Source organism: Klebsiella sp. MISC125 (genome assembly GCF_051131775.1).
Lineage (GTDB): Bacteria > Pseudomonadota > Gammaproteobacteria > Enterobacterales > Enterobacteriaceae > Klebsiella.
The window spans coordinates 1,495,852-1,511,751 of sequence record NZ_CP180448.1 but is presented as its reverse complement, the minus strand read 5'-3'; the positions used below and the strand labels follow the sequence as shown (position 1 = coordinate 1,511,751).

16 protein-coding genes are annotated in these 15,900 nt (G+C 51.6%); 12 read left to right on the top strand and 4 right to left on the bottom strand.

Going from position 1 to position 15,900, the window contains the following annotated elements:
* Position 1: 1 nt before the first annotated feature.
* From ACMYSL_RS07225 to ACMYSL_RS07210, 4 genes are read left to right on the top strand one after another with little or no spacing between them, the layout of a single operon-like run.
* Positions 2-706, top strand: coding sequence for a sugar isomerase domain-containing protein (locus ACMYSL_RS07225; protein WP_434661995.1), 705 nt, complete (start codon positions 2-4; stop codon positions 704-706).
* A 10-nt stretch (positions 707-716) separates the two neighbouring features.
* The gene (locus tag ACMYSL_RS07220) at positions 717-1,865 is read left to right on the top strand and encodes a glycoside hydrolase family 88 protein (protein WP_434661994.1); all 1,149 of its coding nucleotides are present in this window, start codon (positions 717-719) and stop codon (positions 1,863-1,865) included.
* A complete protein-coding gene (locus ACMYSL_RS07215) occupies positions 1,862-2,614 on the top strand; it encodes an SIS domain-containing protein (RefSeq protein WP_434661993.1) in 753 nt (250 codons plus the stop codon). Before ACMYSL_RS07220 ends, ACMYSL_RS07215 begins: the two co-directional genes overlap by 4 nt.
* Positions 2,615-2,665: 51 nt before the next feature.
* Positions 2,666-4,078: an OprD family outer membrane porin gene (locus ACMYSL_RS07210; protein WP_434661991.1), complete on the top strand. Its 1,413-nt coding sequence runs from the start codon at positions 2,666-2,668 to the stop codon at positions 4,076-4,078.
* A gap of 117 nt (positions 4,079-4,195) precedes the next feature.
* Here ACMYSL_RS07210 and ACMYSL_RS07205 read toward each other — a convergent pair whose 3' ends face one another.
* The 3 genes from ACMYSL_RS07205 to ACMYSL_RS07195 all read right to left on the bottom strand — a co-directional run bounded on the left by ACMYSL_RS07205 (position 4,196) and on the right by ACMYSL_RS07195 (position 7,628).
* Positions 4,196-6,022 carry a cell envelope biogenesis protein TolA gene (locus ACMYSL_RS07205; RefSeq protein WP_434661989.1) on the bottom strand — a complete coding sequence of 609 codons (1,827 nt, stop codon included), beginning with the start codon at positions 6,020-6,022 and terminating at the stop codon, positions 4,196-4,198.
* Positions 6,019-6,423, bottom strand: a complete 405-nt coding sequence (locus ACMYSL_RS07200) for a hypothetical protein (RefSeq protein WP_182234271.1) — start codon at positions 6,421-6,423, stop codon at positions 6,019-6,021. Before ACMYSL_RS07200 ends, ACMYSL_RS07205 begins: the two co-directional genes overlap by 4 nt.
* Before the next feature lie 293 nt (positions 6,424-6,716).
* Positions 6,717-7,628, bottom strand: coding sequence for a LysR family transcriptional regulator (locus ACMYSL_RS07195; protein ID WP_182240497.1), 912 nt, complete (start codon positions 7,626-7,628; stop codon positions 6,717-6,719).
* 115 nt (positions 7,629-7,743) lie between these two features.
* On the opposite strand from ACMYSL_RS07195, the gene speB reads away from it, so the two are divergent.
* From speB to ACMYSL_RS07155, 8 genes are all read left to right on the top strand, one after another.
* Entirely contained in the window at positions 7,744-8,694 is a 951-nt protein-coding gene (gene speB, locus ACMYSL_RS07190) for an agmatinase (protein ID WP_182234273.1), read from the top strand.
* 10 nt (positions 8,695-8,704) lie between these two features.
* Positions 8,705-9,553, top strand: a complete 849-nt coding sequence (locus tag ACMYSL_RS07185) for a sugar phosphate isomerase/epimerase family protein (RefSeq protein WP_434661987.1) — start codon at positions 8,705-8,707, stop codon at positions 9,551-9,553.
* Between the two features lie 12 nt (positions 9,554-9,565).
* Complete coding sequence (locus ACMYSL_RS07180; RefSeq protein WP_434661985.1) at positions 9,566-10,642, top strand: isopenicillin N synthase family dioxygenase; 1,077 nt, start codon at positions 9,566-9,568, stop codon at positions 10,640-10,642.
* A gap of 9 nt (positions 10,643-10,651) precedes the next feature.
* Entirely contained in the window at positions 10,652-11,455 is an 804-nt protein-coding gene (locus ACMYSL_RS07175; RefSeq protein ID WP_434663976.1) for an ABC transporter substrate-binding protein, read from the top strand.
* A gap of 24 nt (positions 11,456-11,479) precedes the next feature.
* The gene (locus ACMYSL_RS07170; protein WP_434661984.1) at positions 11,480-13,000 is read left to right on the top strand and encodes an amino acid ABC transporter permease/ATP-binding protein; all 1,521 of its coding nucleotides are present in this window, start codon (positions 11,480-11,482) and stop codon (positions 12,998-13,000) included.
* On the top strand, positions 13,001-13,729 hold the full coding sequence (locus ACMYSL_RS07165) for a class II aldolase/adducin family protein (protein WP_434661983.1): 729 nt from the start codon (positions 13,001-13,003) through the stop codon (positions 13,727-13,729). It abuts the gene before it with no gap.
* 5 nt (positions 13,730-13,734) lie between these two features.
* Positions 13,735-14,667, top strand: coding sequence for a 2-hydroxyacid dehydrogenase (locus ACMYSL_RS07160; protein ID WP_434661982.1), 933 nt, complete (start codon positions 13,735-13,737; stop codon positions 14,665-14,667).
* Positions 14,668-14,741: 74 nt separating this feature from the next.
* On the top strand, positions 14,742-15,536 hold the full coding sequence (locus tag ACMYSL_RS07155; RefSeq protein ID WP_182234286.1) for an SDR family NAD(P)-dependent oxidoreductase: 795 nt from the start codon (positions 14,742-14,744) through the stop codon (positions 15,534-15,536).
* 21 nt (positions 15,537-15,557) lie between these two features.
* Here the strand turns inward: ACMYSL_RS07155 and ACMYSL_RS07150 are convergent, their stop codons facing one another.
* Positions 15,558-15,884, bottom strand: coding sequence for a hypothetical protein (locus tag ACMYSL_RS07150; protein ID WP_004853397.1), 327 nt, complete (start codon positions 15,882-15,884; stop codon positions 15,558-15,560).
* Between the last annotated feature and the right edge of the window lie 16 nt (positions 15,885-15,900).

The window sequence follows — 15,900 nt, the reverse complement described above, 5'->3', positions numbered from 1 at the left end:
AATGTCTCCACATCAGCAACAATATTATCAGCATGTTTTAGCCACTCTGGATAGCGTACTGCTCACCCAAAATGCGGAAATAGAGCAGGCAGCCGCCCTGTTTGCCGAGTGCGTGAAAACCAACGGTATCATCCATGGTTTTGGCTCGGGTCACTCATTTGCTGCAGCGGTTGAGCTGGCTGGACGTGCTGGCGGGCTGGTCAACACCAAAGCCATCGACCAGTTCTACGGGCCAACGGGCTGGTTTGACTCGCTGAAAGGGATTGGCGATATCTTCGCTGACTTACTCGACCTGCGCGAAGCTGACTGTTTTATCATTATTTCCAACTCCGGGACCAAACCTTTACACGTTGAGCTGGCGCGGAAAATTAAACAGCAGGGCCTGAAGCTTATCGTTATTACCCGCCACGACGCTGAATCTCAAGCAACAGCGGAAAGTATTCGCGACTATGCGGACGTCATTCTGGATAACGGCTGCCCTGCCGGTGACTGCACGCTGGATCTGGATAACGGCAAGATTATGACCGGACCGGTATCCTCGCTTTCTGCAGCATTCATTATCAATAACGTCGTTATTCGCTGTATTGAGATATTACTCGAGCAAGGCATCGAGCCTCCGGTGATGCGCAGCATCAATCTGCCCGGTGGCAAAGAATACAACGACGCTCTCATGAAACAGTATAGAGAGCGCGTATTTACGCTTTAGGAGAGCAACTATGAAAAGGCATTTACTACCCTTTCCGGCGATCACGCCCGAGCAGTGCCGGGATGAGCTGAGCGCAATAGGCAATCAGCTCACACGAAATGCAGAACGATTTGGTGATAAGTTTCCTTCTGCCTGCACCTCGGATAACCGCTATGTGCTGAAAGAGAATAACGACTGGACCAACGGTTTCTGGACCGGGATGCAGGCGATAGCCTGGGAGTTCAGCGGCAAATCGGCGTACCTCGACGTTATTGAACGCAATATGGTCAGTTTCAAGGCTCGCCTGGCTGCACACCATGTACTCGATCATCACGATATCGGCTTTCTCTACAGCCTGTCGGCTGTCGCGTACTGGAAACTCACAGCTAATGACGCGATAAAACCGCTGATTACTGCGGCTGCTGACCTGCTGATTAGACGTTTTCATGACAATGCCGGTTTTATTCAGGCATGGGGCGAATTAACAAACCCGGAAGAACATCGCCTGATCATTGATTCACTGATCAATCTTCCGTTACTGCATGTGGCAACCAGTATCAGCGGCAAGCAGCATTACCGTGAGGTGGCAGAGCGCCACTATCTGGCCGTCATCAACAATATTTTCCGGGCCGACGGTTCCACGTTCCACACGTTTTACTTTGATCCCGCCAACGGGCAACCCGCATATGGCAAAACATTCCAGGGCTACAGCGACCAGTCATGCTGGGCGCGCGGGCAAGCCTGGGCGATTCTGGGGATCCCGCTGAACTGGTCTGCAACCGGAAAAATTCAACACTATGCCCTATGGCAGAAAGCCTGTGATTACTTTTTCCATCATCTCCCTGCCGATGGCGTCCCAACCTGGGATCTTATCCTTGTCGGACGGGACGATGCGCCGAAAGACAGTTCAGCATTAGCCATCGCCATTTGTGGCTTACTAGAAGCGCACAAGCATCTCCCTGATGGACATTACGACCAGATAGCCCGTCAACTCTTGCAGGCTTTAATGACTCGAGCATCTGCCAGTAACGACAGTACCTGTGAAGGGCTGCTGAAACATGGTGTCTACGCTTACGCCTTAGGTAAAGGTATTAATGAATGTAATCTCTGGGGTGACTATTTCTATATGGAAGCGTTGCACCGACTCTATCATCCACAATGGTCAGGATACTGGATATGACAATAACCCAACAATATTTGAATGTTGTACAAGAAAAACTTAGCACTATCGCTCTTGAACAAAATGAAAAAATCGCTACTGCCGCCAGTAAAATAGTCGAAGTTATTAATCAGGGTGGCATTGTTTATATTTTTGGCTGTGGCCACTCCCACATTTTTGCAGAAGATGTTTTTTATCGTGCAGGAGGAATTGCACCTGTCAGACCGATATTTATCGAGCCACTGATGCTACATGAGGGAGCCGCTGCCTCATCATATTATGAAAAACAGAATGACTATGTTAAAACATTCCTTGATAAATACGATCTAACAGAAAAGGATGCATTAATTGTTATTTCCACATCGGGAGTTAATCCGGCCCCCATTGACGCGGTATTATGGGGTAAGCGACAGGGTGCTTTTACTCTGGTGATAACTAGCTTTATTTATGCTGATACCCAGCGCTCAAAGCATAAGGAAGGCCTCTACCTGCGGGATTGTGCAGATCTGGCCATTGATAATCATGTGCCCGTTGGTGATGCCGTGCTTTCACTTTCTGGTCATACCACCCCATTCGCGCCAGTTTCATCGATGACCGGAATATTTATTATTCATGCTCTTTTCGCCGAGACCATCGCCAATTTGAGCCATGACACTCACCAATTACCGATATTTTTAAGCGGCAATATCGATAACGCTACCCAGCATAATGAAGGTCTACTAGAACAATACGGAGAAAGGATTCCTGAATTAATAAAAAACCGTAAATAATAAAAAGTTAGTTACCTCTCCCTACTACCAAGAATTTACAAGGTAAAGATAATGAGTACAATGAAACTCAGAGCCTCTCTGTGCGCACCGTTTTTATTTTTAATTTCTCCTGATGTTTTTTCTGCTGAGGAGATGGATTATGATCCACCTTCCTTATTTGAGAAGGCTTTTTACGATGATGGTAAGTTAGATATTAATACTTCATTGTATATTCGGCACCGTGCCGTTAAAGATCCCACTACGGGTAAGTATGGCCTTGGGCCTGCTGGTATTAAAAACCAAACCGGAAATGTTGCTCTTAGCTACATTTCCGGCTACTACAAAGACGTTATCGGGTTCGATTTCTGGGGGAATGCAAATATTAAATTGGGTAATACCGTTGGCCAATCAGAAATTCTTTATTACGACTACCAATGTGGTCAGGCAGGTCAGTTCAGCCCGTGTGAGAAATCATACATGTCCGTGTCTGTCGCTGCTCTCAAATTGAATCTGGGTGAAGAGGATATAAACTTTAAGCTCGCTGCTGGCTATACCCCCATTAACTCCGGGACGATTAAGAGCAGCTGGGGACTGAATCCGCACGCCTTCCGCGGTTTCGACAGCGCGTTGAAGCTCGATAACTTCAAACTCACCTACGCATGGGCCGATCGCTTTAAAAACGACTGGAGCCGCGACTTTAAACCGATGACCACCACATGGCATCAGAACAATGCCGCCGGACTTGATAACAACGGTACGACAATCAAAGCGGGCAAAACCATCGATTACATTCACACGGTGGGCGCAGTGTATAACCTGGGTAACACGATACTGGATGTCGGTTATGGCGAAGGTAAAGATTACCGGCGGAACTGGCAGGCACAGCTTGAGCGTAACGATAGCCTGTCTAATGATTTCTCCCTGCGCAGCAAGCTGTTTTACCAGGGGGCACGTTATAACGAGAAACTGTCCGGAATCAGCGATCCTGCCACTGAATATTATGTCGGCGTCGGCTTCAACCTGAGCCACAACAATACGGTGTGGTCTCTTGGTTACAGCCAGAACTATGCCCCCCATACCGGAGATTACAACTTCCGCTTAACGCCGTGGGCAAACTCTGACAAGCGTGACTATCAGCCTACGCTTTCTCAGCTTGAGGACTTCAACGTTTCAGGGGCCAGAGCGGTCCGAATGGGCTTAAGTTACAACCTGGCAGACTTTCGGATACCGGAATTAACGCTGGCAAGTGCTGTCACCTATGGTTGGCATGTCGTCACCGATGTCAGTAAAACCCGAGGAGAACGCCAGTATCATGGGAAAATGACGTCTGTAGATTTCTCCGCCCGCTACCTGGTCGCTGAAGGGCCCGCAAAGGGTTTGTCTTTGACTCTCCTTCCAGCATTATTACGCTCTACAGATAGCAACTATAAAACCGATCGCAACGATGTGAAGTTTATTGTGGGTTACACGGTAAACATTTTTTAATGAAATCGTCCTTCACCCGGTGCGGTGAAGGATTTTCTTCGCTACGACCCCAAATAGCGGTCAGCCCCTCTGCCCTGCAGAAAAAACCAACTTCAAGATTGAATATTATAAAACAACCTACGGAATTAACTCAAAAGTAATTGATATTAGCGTGTCTGGGTTAATCTCGGTAGGGGGAGTACTATATAGCGATCCTGCCTGACCATAGAGCGTGACAATCCCACCTTTGAGACCTGATAACAAGACTTTGCCTATAAGAGGATCAATATCTTTGTTGTTCACAAACGTTGAATTCATAGTATTCAATATAGGCGTACCATCAAGTTTTTTCTCCAGTATATTCATAGACAAAGACTCGTTAGCTTTGTACTGGACCTTCCCTTTCTTCTCAACAACGAAATAAACACCATTAGGTAAGATTTCATATTTCTTACCTTTAATTTTGGCCATGATTCTTTTTTCGATATCAACATATCTTGATGACATTTGACCGTTAAGAGTATTAACGATACTCTCTATTTCATCTTCTTTAATTTTAAGTTTTTTATTGTAAGCATCGTTAAACCCTGAAACCAACGCTGAGGGTGTCAGCTTCACATCATTGTCGGCCATTTTATTCACATCTGATAGCGCCTGGGTGAGGTAGAAAACGCCCAGTGCATAGGCATTTTTATTACTTTTATCAGCAAAATTTATAACCTTTTCTTTTATAGATAAGCTATCAAGCGTTGACTGTAATTTTTGATTTTTTTCGTTTAAAGCAAGTATCGAAGCATCATATTTTTTCTGCGCCGTATCTGCAGCAGTAATCTGTGCCGACAGCAAGTGGGTGGTGTTATCGCGCGTTTTCTGCGCAGCCTCGGCGGCGGCGGTCAGCTCGGCGTTCTTTTTCGTCAGCGCCTCAAGAGCGACTTTCTGCTGACTTTCACCCTGGGAATTCTGCGTTTTCAGCGCGGCAATCTGTGCCGACAGCGTGCGGGTAGTCTCATCCAGCTTTTTCTGCGCGGCCTCGGCGGCGGCAGTCAGCTCGGCGTTCTTCTTCGTCAGCGCCTCAAGGGCGACTTTCTGCTGACCTTCACCCTGTGAATTCTGCGTTTTCAGCGCGGCAATCTGTGCCGACAGCGTGCGGGTAGTCTCATCCAGCTTTTTCTGCGCAGCCTCGGCGGCGGCGGTCAGCTCGGCGTTCTTTTTCGTCAGCGCCTCAAGAGCGACTTTCTGCTGACTTTCACCCTGGGAATTCTGCGTTTTCAGCGCGGCAATCTGCGCCGACAGCGTGCGGGTAGTCTCATCCAGCTTTTTCTGCGCCGCATCGGCGGCCACACTCAACTCAGCATTCTTTTTCGTCAACGCGCTGATGGTATTTTTCTGTCCATTTTCACTTTGCGCATTCTGTGCTCTTAGAGCACTCTGCGTTTTTAGCGCAGCAATCTGCACCGACAGCGTGCGGGTAGTGTCATCCAGCTTTTTCTGCGCGGCCTCGACGGCAGCGGTCAGCTCGGTATTCTTTTTCGTCAAAGCGTCAAGGGTGGTTTTATGGGCGCTGTCTTGTGGAGTAATCTGTGCTTTCAGCGCTGCGATCTGTGCCGACAGCTCACGCGTCGTTTCATCCCTTTTTTTCTCAGCCGCTTTCGCCGCAGCGCTCAGTTCCGCATTCTGTTTCTTAAGGGCATTTATCGTAGCTTCAGTTTTATTATTCTGATTTATTTTCTTTCTGGCTGTTTCCTGCTTCAGAGGCACTTTTTTACTGCGATTATCTTTCTCTTGATTAACCGGATTTGATTCTTCTGAGGCCGACGGATTTTTTATTTCGAGTTTCGATATACTATCAAGGAAATCTCCCCCCTCAGAATGAGCAGGGAGGGAAAAAAAAAGGGTAAAGAGAGCCAATACAATCGCCAGAGTGCTAAGATCGTATATATTCAGTTTCCCCTTGCAGTATGTCATCTGGCCAGCCCATTGCTAAGTTCAGCTTTTCTTGCCCGGGCTTCAAATTCTTTAATTAATTTCTGAGAAATACTATTACACTTATCGTTTATCTTGTATTCAAAAAGCGGAGTAATTGTTGATTTTACGCTGGCCGACGTTTGGCCTGAAACAGAAGCATAAAACTTAGCATCGCTGATCAAACCATACAGCTCGCTGGAGTCCTTCTGAAACTTACTATCTAGCTTAACCAGAGCATCCGCATCCTGGATACACTGCTGTAAAGCAGGAACCTGAGCGGGCTGCTCGCTTTGACTATTATCTTTTTTTATTAGTGCACTATCCACTTTCTTAATATTAGCGCACCCCTGCAACAGGCCAACCGAAATGCAAACCACCATCAATAAGCTATTTCTTATCATTTTCATAATCCGTTAGATAAAATAATTCAAAATATATCAATCGATTCCAGCAGAAAAAATTCCAATAGACAATGCTGTTAGTCGAATTTAATACCAATTCGGATAAAACACACAATTTGATTGTTTTTTAACCACAAAAGAGATGGGAATAATCCTGGTGCAATGCGATATTTACATCCAATACCTTTCTTAAAGACAAAGACGAAATAGCGGATTGTCTTTTTTATTCCTGATATAAATCGGCTTTTTCGCAAAACAAATCAGACCAGGCTCTTTCTAAAGAGCCCCATGCATTACTCACGCCACTTCGGTCTGGCCACCGTATTCTTCTTCAGGAGATTACGGAACTCCTTCAACCAGGGTTCATTGCTGCGCCCACGTTTGCATATCGCCGAGAAAGGTGATTGAAAGCCAAACTCATTGGGCAACAGCACCCGCAGACGGTTCTCTTTAATCCATGGCCAAGCGTAGTGCTCAGGAAGATAGCCGATATATTTTCCGGACAAAATCAGCAGCAGCTGCGCATCAACGGTCTCAACGGTGGCGCTCCCCTTGCTGAATCCGCGCCGCCGCAGGTCGCTGGTGTTCCAGTAACTACGCGTCACCAGCGGACACTGGCTGATCAGATTTTTATCGAGTTGGCGACTAAAGAACATCGGATGCAGGTCGCTACAGTAAAGCCAGTGCTGCTCGCGATAGAGCGGTTCGCTGATGATGTTATGCACCCGCGAGTTATAGCTACCGATGGCGAGATCGATATGGTTATTCAGTACGCCATTAAGCTGTTCCGCCGGGGTACGGATAATCAGTTTGATATGCACATGAGGAAACTTATCGCTAAAGCTGCGCAGCACCACCGGCAGCGATAGTGCGGTTTCGGTTTCGATGGAGTCGAGGGTTGAGATACAAATCGTCCCGCTGTGCTCACCCTTCAGCAGCGCCGACTGGCGCTCCAGCTCGTTCAGTTCGCTCAGCACGCGGATCGCTTGCTGTAAAAAATGCTGCCCTTTTTCGGTCAGAGCAAAGCCACCGCGCCCGCGCTGGCACAGGCTAAAACCAAGTTGCCCCTCCAGCTGCGACATCGCATTGCTGATCGCGGAAACAGAAATCCCCAACTCCTGCTGGGCGCGGTTATAGCTCTCAAGACGGGCCACCGCCTCAAAAACCTGTAGCTGACGAATATTAAGCGTAGCGTCGTTAGGCATTGTATTTAGTTCACGAATAAATGAACTAAGTATTTGCGGCAGACGATTTAAAGTCCAGCACATCTTTCGCACTATCCCTCCTGTTGAGTTTTGTCTGTCAGATTCAGGAGCTGAAATGGATAACGTCTTTCATCAACCACAAGGTGGCAACGAAATGCCGCGCTTTGGCGGCCGCGCAACGATGATGCGCCTGCCATTTATCGAAGATTTACAGGGACTTGATGCGGCATTTGTCGGTATCCCACTGGATATCGGGACTTCCCAACGTTCCGGGACACGCTACGGGCCGCGCTATATTCGCACCGAGTCGGTCATGATTCGTCCCTATAACATGGCAACCGGCGCGGCACCTTTTGAGTCGCTGTCGGTCGCGGATATCGGCGACGTACCGATTAACACCTATAGCCTGCTTAAATCAGTGCAGATCATCGAAGATTACTACACCGGTTTAAATAGTTTCCCGCTGATTCCCCTGACCCTGGGGGGCGACCACACCATTACGCTGCCAATTCTGCGCGCTCTGACCAAAAAACATGGTCCAGTGGGGCTGATTCATGTCGATGCCCATACCGATACCAACGATGAAATGTTCGGCGAGAAAATCGCCCATGGCACCACCTTTCGACGCGCCGTCGAAGAGGGACTGCTGGACCTCAAGCGCGTAGTACAGATTGGCCAGCGCGCTCAGGGCTACGCCGCCGGTGACTTCCAATGGGGCGTCGATCAGGGCTTTCGTCTGGTCCAGGCGGAGAAGTGCTGGCACAAATCCCTGACGCCGCTGATGGCCGAAGTCCGTCAGCAAATGGGCGATGGCCCGGTCTATCTCAGTTTTGATATCGATAGTCTTGACCCGATCTGGGCGCCAGGAACCGGCACCCCGGAAGTTGGCGGTCTGACGTCAATTCAGGCGCTGGAGATTGTCCGCGGCTGCCGCGGCCTGAACTTGATTGGCTGCGACCTGGTCGAGGTCTCCCCACCTTATGACGTCAGCGGTAACACCTCGCAGCTGGCTGCCAACCTGCTGTACGAGATGCTCTGCGTTCTCCCCGGCGTGAAATACGAATAGAGGATAAACCATGCAGCTCAACGTCTTTCGCACGCTATGGGGCGTCACCTCCCCATGGCAGCAAACGGTTAGCGAACTCAAAAGCGTCGGCTGCTGCGGCATTGAAGCCCGGGTGCCGCTCACAGTAGAAGATCAGCAGACGCTGGCCCGGCGCATCGAAGAGTCGGCGTTGCAGTATATCGCCATCGTGTTTAGCGGCGGCGGCGTCATTCCGGCCCAGGCCGAAACGCCAACCCAGCATCTGGAACGGTTAAAAGAACGCTTTGCAGCAGCAAAAGCGCTTAATCCGCGCTTCGTCAACCTGCTGGCCGGTAACGACCGCTGGCCATTGGCGCAGCAGGTGGAATTTCTCGGCAAAGTTCACGAACTGGCTGCCGATTATGAACTGACCTGCAGCTTCGAAACCCATCGCGCCACGTCGCTATATAGCCCGTGGCTAACGCTGGAGATTATTCAGCAGCTACCGCAACTGCGCTTTACCGCCGATATCAGCCACTGGATTGTGGTGAGCGAGCGCCTGCTGGATGACCCCTGCGATGACTTCAGCACGTTCATCGACCGGGTCCACCATATTCAGGCCCGCGCCGGATATGACCAGGGCCCGCAGGTGCCGCATCCGGCAGCACCTGAATATCAGTCGGCCCTGCAATTTCAACAAAATTTCTGGCAGCAGATCTGGCAATCACAACGCCAGCGCGGCTACCAGCAAACCACACTGACGCCGGAATTTGGCCCCGATGGCTACCTGCATCATCTGCCGTTTACCAACGTTCCGGTGGCCCACTTATGGTCGCTGAACGCGTGGATGGCGCAGCATGAACAGCAGCATTTTGTTGAATTCACTTCGCTCACTCAATAAGGAACGGTAGAAATGACCGCCGCAAAAAGCTCTTTCACTGAATTACCGACTATCGATATCAGCGACCTGACCTGCGACGATCTCGCTAAGCGCCAGGCGGTGGCTAACATCATTGGTCAGGCCGCCCGTGAAGTCGGTTTTTTCTACATCACCGGCCACGGCATTGCGCCAGAACTGATCGCCGGAGTCCGCGCCGCGGCAAAACAGCTTTTCGCCTTGCCGATGGAGCGCAAGATGGCCTACTACATCGGTCAGTCCAAAAGCCATAAGGGCTATGTTCCTGAAGGCGAGGAGATTTACGGTTCCGGCAAGCCGGATCATAAAGAGGCGTTTGATATCGGCTTCCAGGCCGCCGCCGACCATCCCTTCGTTATCGCCAAAACGCCGCTGATTGGAGCCAACGAATGGCCGGAAGTACCAGAATTTAAATCCCGGGTGCTGGCCTACTATGAAGCGGTTTTCGCCCTCGGCCACCGTCTGTTTGACGCCTTTGCCCTCGCCCTTGGTTTGCCGGAAGGCTATTTCCAGTCGATGGTCACCTGCCCGCCCTCGAAGCTGCGCCTGATCCACTACCCCTTTGACGCCAGCGCCGAAGATGTTCCCGGTATTGGTGCACATACCGACTATGAGTGCTTCACCCTGCTGCTCGCCGACCAGCCGGGCCTCGAAGTGCTGAATGAAGATAGCGACTGGATCGACGCTCCACCACTGAAGAACGCGACCGGGGAAGAGGCTTTCGTGATTAATATCGGCGACATGCTGGAAGTGCTGAGCGCTGGCACATTTGTTGCAACAGCACACCGCGTACGCAAGGTACCGCAGGAACGCTACTCGTTCCCGCTGTTTTTCGCCTGCGATTATCACACGCTGATTCGCCCATTACCCAGCTTCCTGGAAGCAGGAGAAGGCAGCGAATATCAGGAGCTGAGCATTGGCGAGCATATGTGGAGCCAGGCGTTACAGACCTATCGCTACCTGCGCGAGAAAGTCACCCGCGGAGAGCTTCAGCTCCCTGAACGCGCACGCGGCACCAACACCTTTGGTCATCTGAAAAAACAAGCACAGCAAAAATCCGTTAATAACCCGTGAGGATAAATGATGAAAAAAACGCTAAAAAAACTCTCGCGCCGTGTGGCTTTATCCATCGCCGTCGCCGCTTGTTTTTCCCCGCTGACCCAGGCCGCAGAGCTGCTGACCGATGGCGTATTTAAAGTCGGGATGGAGGTGACCTATCCACCTTTTGAGTCTTACGACAGTAATAACAATATCGTGGGGATCGACCCGGAATTTGCAGCGCTAATCGCCGAGCAGCTAAAGGCTAAACCGCAGCTTATCGACACGAAGTTCACCAGCCTGATTTTAGGCATTGGTAAAAAATACGATGCGGTGATTTCCGGCATGTACGTGACCCCTGAGCGGCAGAAACAGGCGGATGCCATCCCTTACGCGTTGTCCGGCGCGTCAATTATTGCGCTGAAAAACAGCGCTATTCAGCCGAAAACAGAAGATGAATTATGCGGCGTGAAGGTGGGGTTACAAGCAGGTACTGCCTGGGTTTCCAGTTTGAAAACCCACTCCGACGAGTATTGTCTGAAAAACGGCAAACCGGCGATTAGCATTCAGGAATTCCCGACCGCGCCAGAAGCCTCCCAGGCGCTGATGTCGAAAAATATCAACGCTCAGTTAGAAATCGCCCCGGCGGCGCAAATTATCGTTGAGAAAAGCCGCGGTCGCCTGGCAATCAGCTCCAGCCGTCTGGTTTATCCGTTACCGCTGGGGATTTATGTGGCCAAAGGCAACACCGAACTGGCCGAGGCCATTAAATCAACGTTAGCCACCTTAAAAGCTAACGGCAAATATGACGCCATCATCAAGAAATACAATTTAGAACGCATTGATTAATACAATAAAGAAACGGGAGTCGGTATGGAGTTCGATTGGGGATACTTTTTCTCATTATTTAGCGTTGGGGCATTCTGGCAAGCCTGCGTCACCGTTGTTGTTGTCAGTTCATTGTCCTGGTTTATTGGCCTGATATTGGGTTTTCTTTTAGCCTGCGCCAAGCTCTCCGGCCCGCGCTGGCTAAAGGTTCCCGTCGAACTCTATATTTGGTTTTTCCGCAGCGTACCGCTGATGGTATTACTGGTCTTTGTCTATAACCTGCCACAGCTATTTCCCATGACCCAACCGCTACTCGGCATTCCGTTTATTGCCGGGCTGGTGTCGATGACGGTAACCGAAGCGGCCTATATGGCAGAGATCCATCGCGGCGGCCTGCTTTCCGTCGCCAAAGGGCAAAGCGAAGCCGGGCACGCATTAAGCTTTAGCTTTATTGGTATTCAGCGCTTAATTATTATCCCGCAGGCGTTTCGCATTTCGCTGCCTACGCTGATAAACGAATATATCACCATTATTAAACTCAGCTCGATTCTGTCGGTGATTTCACTGCCGGAGCTGCTGTTGACTGGCCAGCGCCTGTACGCGCAGAACTTCCTCGTCATGGAGACGCTGCTGGCAGTCGCCGTCTATTACGTCATGGTGGTCACGGTCTTTACCTGGCTGTTCCGGGCGCTGGAAAACCTGCTCGATATTCAGCGCAAGCGCCCGCAAACGCTCAATGACGATGAATGCGAAACCCTGCGCCAGAATCTGAAACCGCCAGTGCAGGCGCAGAAAATGCAGCCCACCAGCGGTAACCCACCGGCCCTGGATTTACGTGCCATCGAAAAATCCTGGGGCCAGCATCACGTGCTGAAAGGCATCGACCTGAAGGTCGAAAACGGCGAGGTGATCAGCATCATCGGCCCATCCGGATCCGGTAAAACCACACTCATTCGCACCATTAACGCCCTTGAAAGCATCGATGCCGGAGAAATCATTCTTTACGGCGAGGACTATCTGAAAGGCGCGTCCATAGTTGATAAACAGCAAATGCGCGCAGGCGTGCGCCGCATCGGCATGGTGTTCCAGGGCTTCAACCTGTTTCCCCATCGTACGGTGCTGGATAACGTGATGCTCGCCCCGCTCTACCACAAATTGCTCGACCGTCCCGTCGCCCGGGAGCAGGCGCTGTGGTTGCTGGACCGCGTCGGTCTGCTGGCTCACGCCGAAAAATACCCGTACCAGCTCTCCGGTGGCCAGCAGCAGCGCGTCGCCATTGCCCGCGCTCTGGCGCTTAAACCGGACATCATGCTGTTTGATGAACCCACATCTGCGTTGGATCCTGAACTGGTTGGCGAAGTGCTGAAAGTCATTCAGTCCCTAGCCCGTGAAGGGATGACGATGATTATCGTGACCCACGAAATGGACTTTGCCTTATCGATTTCTGACCGGGTAGTGATGATGGAAAACGGCGTGGTGCAGAGCGATATGCCGCCGCAGCGCATTCGCAACGATGTCGCCGATCCGTCCCTGACTCGTATTCGTGAATTTATGGGAGTGCAATAAATGGCAACTGAACTGGAATTACGCCAGCAGTTGGCTGCCGCCTATCGTCTGGCGGCGCTGTTCGGCTGGGAAGATACGCTGTATACCCACTTCTCCGTGCGCCTGCCCGGCGACGGCGAGCCGCGTTTTTTGATTAACCCCTTCGGGATGATGTTTGATGAAGTGACCGCCAGCAACTTAATCGTGGTCGACATGCAGGGCAAAGTTGTTGAGGGCAGCGCCCAGGCAAACTCGGCAGGCTTTACCATTCACAGCGCGGTGCATATGGCGCGCGAAGACGCCCACTGCGTGATCCACACCCACACCCTGCCGGGAATGGCGGTCGCCGCCTGTGAAGATGGGCTGCTGCAGCTTAACCAGATCAGCACCGAGTTTTATCGGCGCGTCGGCTACCACCCTTATGAAGGCGTAGCGTTCGATCTCGATGAACGCGTACGGATCCAGCAGTCGCTCGGCGTTAACATCGCCATGATCCTGCAAAGCCACGGCCTGCTGTCGGTCGGTCGGACCGTCGCCGATGCGTTTTACATCATGTACTACCTCAACCGCGCCTGCGAGATCCAGATGGCCACTGCACAGCTGGCGCCGCTCAGTCCCATTCATACGATCCCTGAGCATTTAAGCCAGCATGCCTGTGAGCAGCTGATGGGGGTTGAACATGAACGCCAGCTGGTGTGGCAGGCGTGGCTACGTCGCCTCGATCGTCTTGATACTTCTTATAAAAGATAATGCTGATGACTCAATTAACCATCGTCGTGGATTGTAACGACCCCCTGTATGCACAGGAAATTTGTAGCGCATTCGCGCTATTCCCGGAAGTAAAAGCGGTTCTGCCAGAGGACCCCGCCGCCCGCGAGGCGCAATATGCGAGCTGCTGGTTTCCTGACCCGCAGCTGCTGGCCCGCTCGCCTGAGCTGAAACTAATCCAGGCCGCGTCTGCTGGCGTCGATCATTTACCCGCCAGCGTTTTTGCCAGCGACGTTCCGCTCTGCCGGGTGGTTGACGAAGATTTTCGCCACGGCATGTTTGAATACGCTCTGTGGGGCGTACTTTGGTTTCAGCGCAGTTTTGACCGGGCGCTGGCCCACCAGCGCGAAAGAACATGGAAGATTTATCCGCAGCGAGCGGCGTCCGATTATCACGTTGGGGTCATGGGCCTCGGCGAAATTGGCGGCTATATCGCCGCGCAGCTTGCCGGATTGGGATATAAGGTTTCCGGCTGGGCGCGCAGTGAAAAATCCCTTGCTGGCGTGCGTTGTTATCACGGAGATGCTCAGGCTGGCGAATTTCTCGGCCAACTGGATGCGCTGATCAACGTCCTGCCGTTAACGGAGCAGACGCGAGGCATCCTTGCCCACCCTTTGCTGGAGCAGCTACCTGACGGTGCAGCGCTGATTAACTGCGGACGCGGCGAGCATATGGTGAATCAGGACGTACTTGAAGCACTGGAGAACGGCAAGTTGTCCGGCGCGGTGCTCGACGTGTTCCCCGTCGAACCGCTGCCGCAGGAGGACCCACTCTGGCAGCATCCGCAAGTGGTTATCACCCCGCATATGGCCTCTATCGCGCAAACGGTGGTGGTTGCCCGTCAGCTGCTGGACAACATCCAACGGCTGCACCAGGCGCTGCCGCTGAAAAATCTTGTTAACAAACAGAGCGGTTATTAATCCCGAAAACGTCAATAGCCTCATATCCGCTGCTACGCTTAATGGTCTGTCCGACAAAAAATAAGGCTATCAGCATGAATATTGATTTATCGGGGAAAGTCGCACTGGTCACCGCCTCCACCGGCGGTATTGGTTACGCCATCGCCAAAGGTCTGGCGGCCAGCGGCGCGGAAGTGATGATTAATGGTCGCAGCGAGCGTAGCGTGAGCTCGGCCATCGCCCGTTTACAGAATGAGGTTCCCGGCGCGAAACTGCGCCTGGCAATTGCCGACTTAAGCAGCGCTGAAGGCGTCAATCAGCTGGTGCAGGCTGTTAACGGAGTCGACATTCTGGTCAATAACGCCGGTATTTACGGCCCGCAGGATTTCTATGAAACCGATGATGCAACCTGGGAGAACTACTGGCAAACCAACGTGATGTCAGGAGTGCGTCTTTCTCGCGCCCTGCTACCGGCGATGGTACAGAACGGCTGGGGTCGGGTTGTGTTTATCTCTTCGGAATCGGCGCGTAACATTCCGGCGGATATGATTCATTACGGCGTGACGAAAACCGCTCAGCTGTCGCTGGCCCGCGGGCTGGCGAAGTTTGTCGCCGGTAGCGGCGTCACCGTCAACAGCGTGCTGCCGGGGCCGACTATCTCTGATGGCTTTGCTGAGATGATGAAAGATGAAGTCGCGAAAACCGGGAAATCGCTGGAACAGCTGGCAAAAGAATTCGTGATGGCGAACCGCCCAAGCTCGGTGATTCAACGTGCGGCCACGGTGGAAGAAGTCGCCAATATGGTGGTTTACGTCTGCTCGACTCAGGCTTCAGCAACGTCAGGCGCGGCGCTGCGCGTGGATGGCGGCGTGGTGGATGACATCGTCTGATAAGACGTGCCCGCCCGCAGGTTAGCGGTCGGGCGTTTTAGATGGCTCTTTAACGCTGGTCATTTCGTACTTGCCTTCCGGATCCATGGCGTTCACCGCTTTTTGCAGCTCCGCCAGAGCAAACTTAAGCGAAGCGACCTCTTCACGTAGCGCCTGCACTTCTTGCTCCTGAGTCACCGCACGGTTGGTTTTCGGAAAAGCTTCGAAGACATCTTCTTCGAGGAACATACGAACCTGACGATTATCAACATTCACCAACTGATATTTCAGCCGGCCACTGTTGATTGCGTTATAGATAGTTTTACGACTAACCATCGCTAACTCTATGACGTCGCTGATTCGTAACATCTTGTCCCTCGTCGGT

Bases quoted from the DNA above. Each gene is read 5' to 3' on its own strand.
- speB (WP_182234273.1), top strand. From the start codon at position 7,744: ATGGATAACGTCTTTCATCAACCACAAGGTGGCAACGAAATGCCGCGC.
- ACMYSL_RS07215 (WP_434661993.1), top strand. From the start codon at position 1,862: ATGACAATAACCCAACAATATTTGAATGTTGTACAAGAAAAACTTAGC.
- ACMYSL_RS07225 (WP_434661995.1), top strand. From the start codon at position 2: ATGTCTCCACATCAGCAACAATATTATCAGCATGTTTTAGCCACTCTG.
- ACMYSL_RS07170 (WP_434661984.1), top strand. From the start codon at position 11,480: ATGGAGTTCGATTGGGGATACTTTTTCTCATTATTTAGCGTTGGGGCA.
- ACMYSL_RS07165 (WP_434661983.1), top strand. From the start codon at position 13,001: ATGGCAACTGAACTGGAATTACGCCAGCAGTTGGCTGCCGCCTATCGT.
- ACMYSL_RS07210 (WP_434661991.1), top strand. From the start codon at position 2,666: ATGAGTACAATGAAACTCAGAGCCTCTCTGTGCGCACCGTTTTTATTT.
- ACMYSL_RS07150 (WP_004853397.1), bottom strand. From the start codon at position 15,884: ATGTTACGAATCAGCGACGTCATAGAGTTAGCGATGGTTAGTCGTAAA.
- ACMYSL_RS07180 (WP_434661985.1), top strand. From the start codon at position 9,566: ATGACCGCCGCAAAAAGCTCTTTCACTGAATTACCGACTATCGATATC.
- ACMYSL_RS07195 (WP_182240497.1), bottom strand. From the start codon at position 7,628: ATGCCTAACGACGCTACGCTTAATATTCGTCAGCTACAGGTTTTTGAG.
- ACMYSL_RS07200 (WP_182234271.1), bottom strand. From the start codon at position 6,423: ATGATAAGAAATAGCTTATTGATGGTGGTTTGCATTTCGGTTGGCCTG.
- ACMYSL_RS07160 (WP_434661982.1), top strand. From the start codon at position 13,735: ATGACTCAATTAACCATCGTCGTGGATTGTAACGACCCCCTGTATGCA.
- ACMYSL_RS07185 (WP_434661987.1), top strand. From the start codon at position 8,705: ATGCAGCTCAACGTCTTTCGCACGCTATGGGGCGTCACCTCCCCATGG.
- ACMYSL_RS07155 (WP_182234286.1), top strand. From the start codon at position 14,742: ATGAATATTGATTTATCGGGGAAAGTCGCACTGGTCACCGCCTCCACC.
- ACMYSL_RS07220 (WP_434661994.1), top strand. From the start codon at position 717: ATGAAAAGGCATTTACTACCCTTTCCGGCGATCACGCCCGAGCAGTGC.
- ACMYSL_RS07175 (WP_434663976.1), top strand. From the start codon at position 10,652: ATGAAAAAAACGCTAAAAAAACTCTCGCGCCGTGTGGCTTTATCCATC.
- ACMYSL_RS07205 (WP_434661989.1), bottom strand. From the start codon at position 6,022: ATGACATACTGCAAGGGGAAACTGAATATATACGATCTTAGCACTCTG.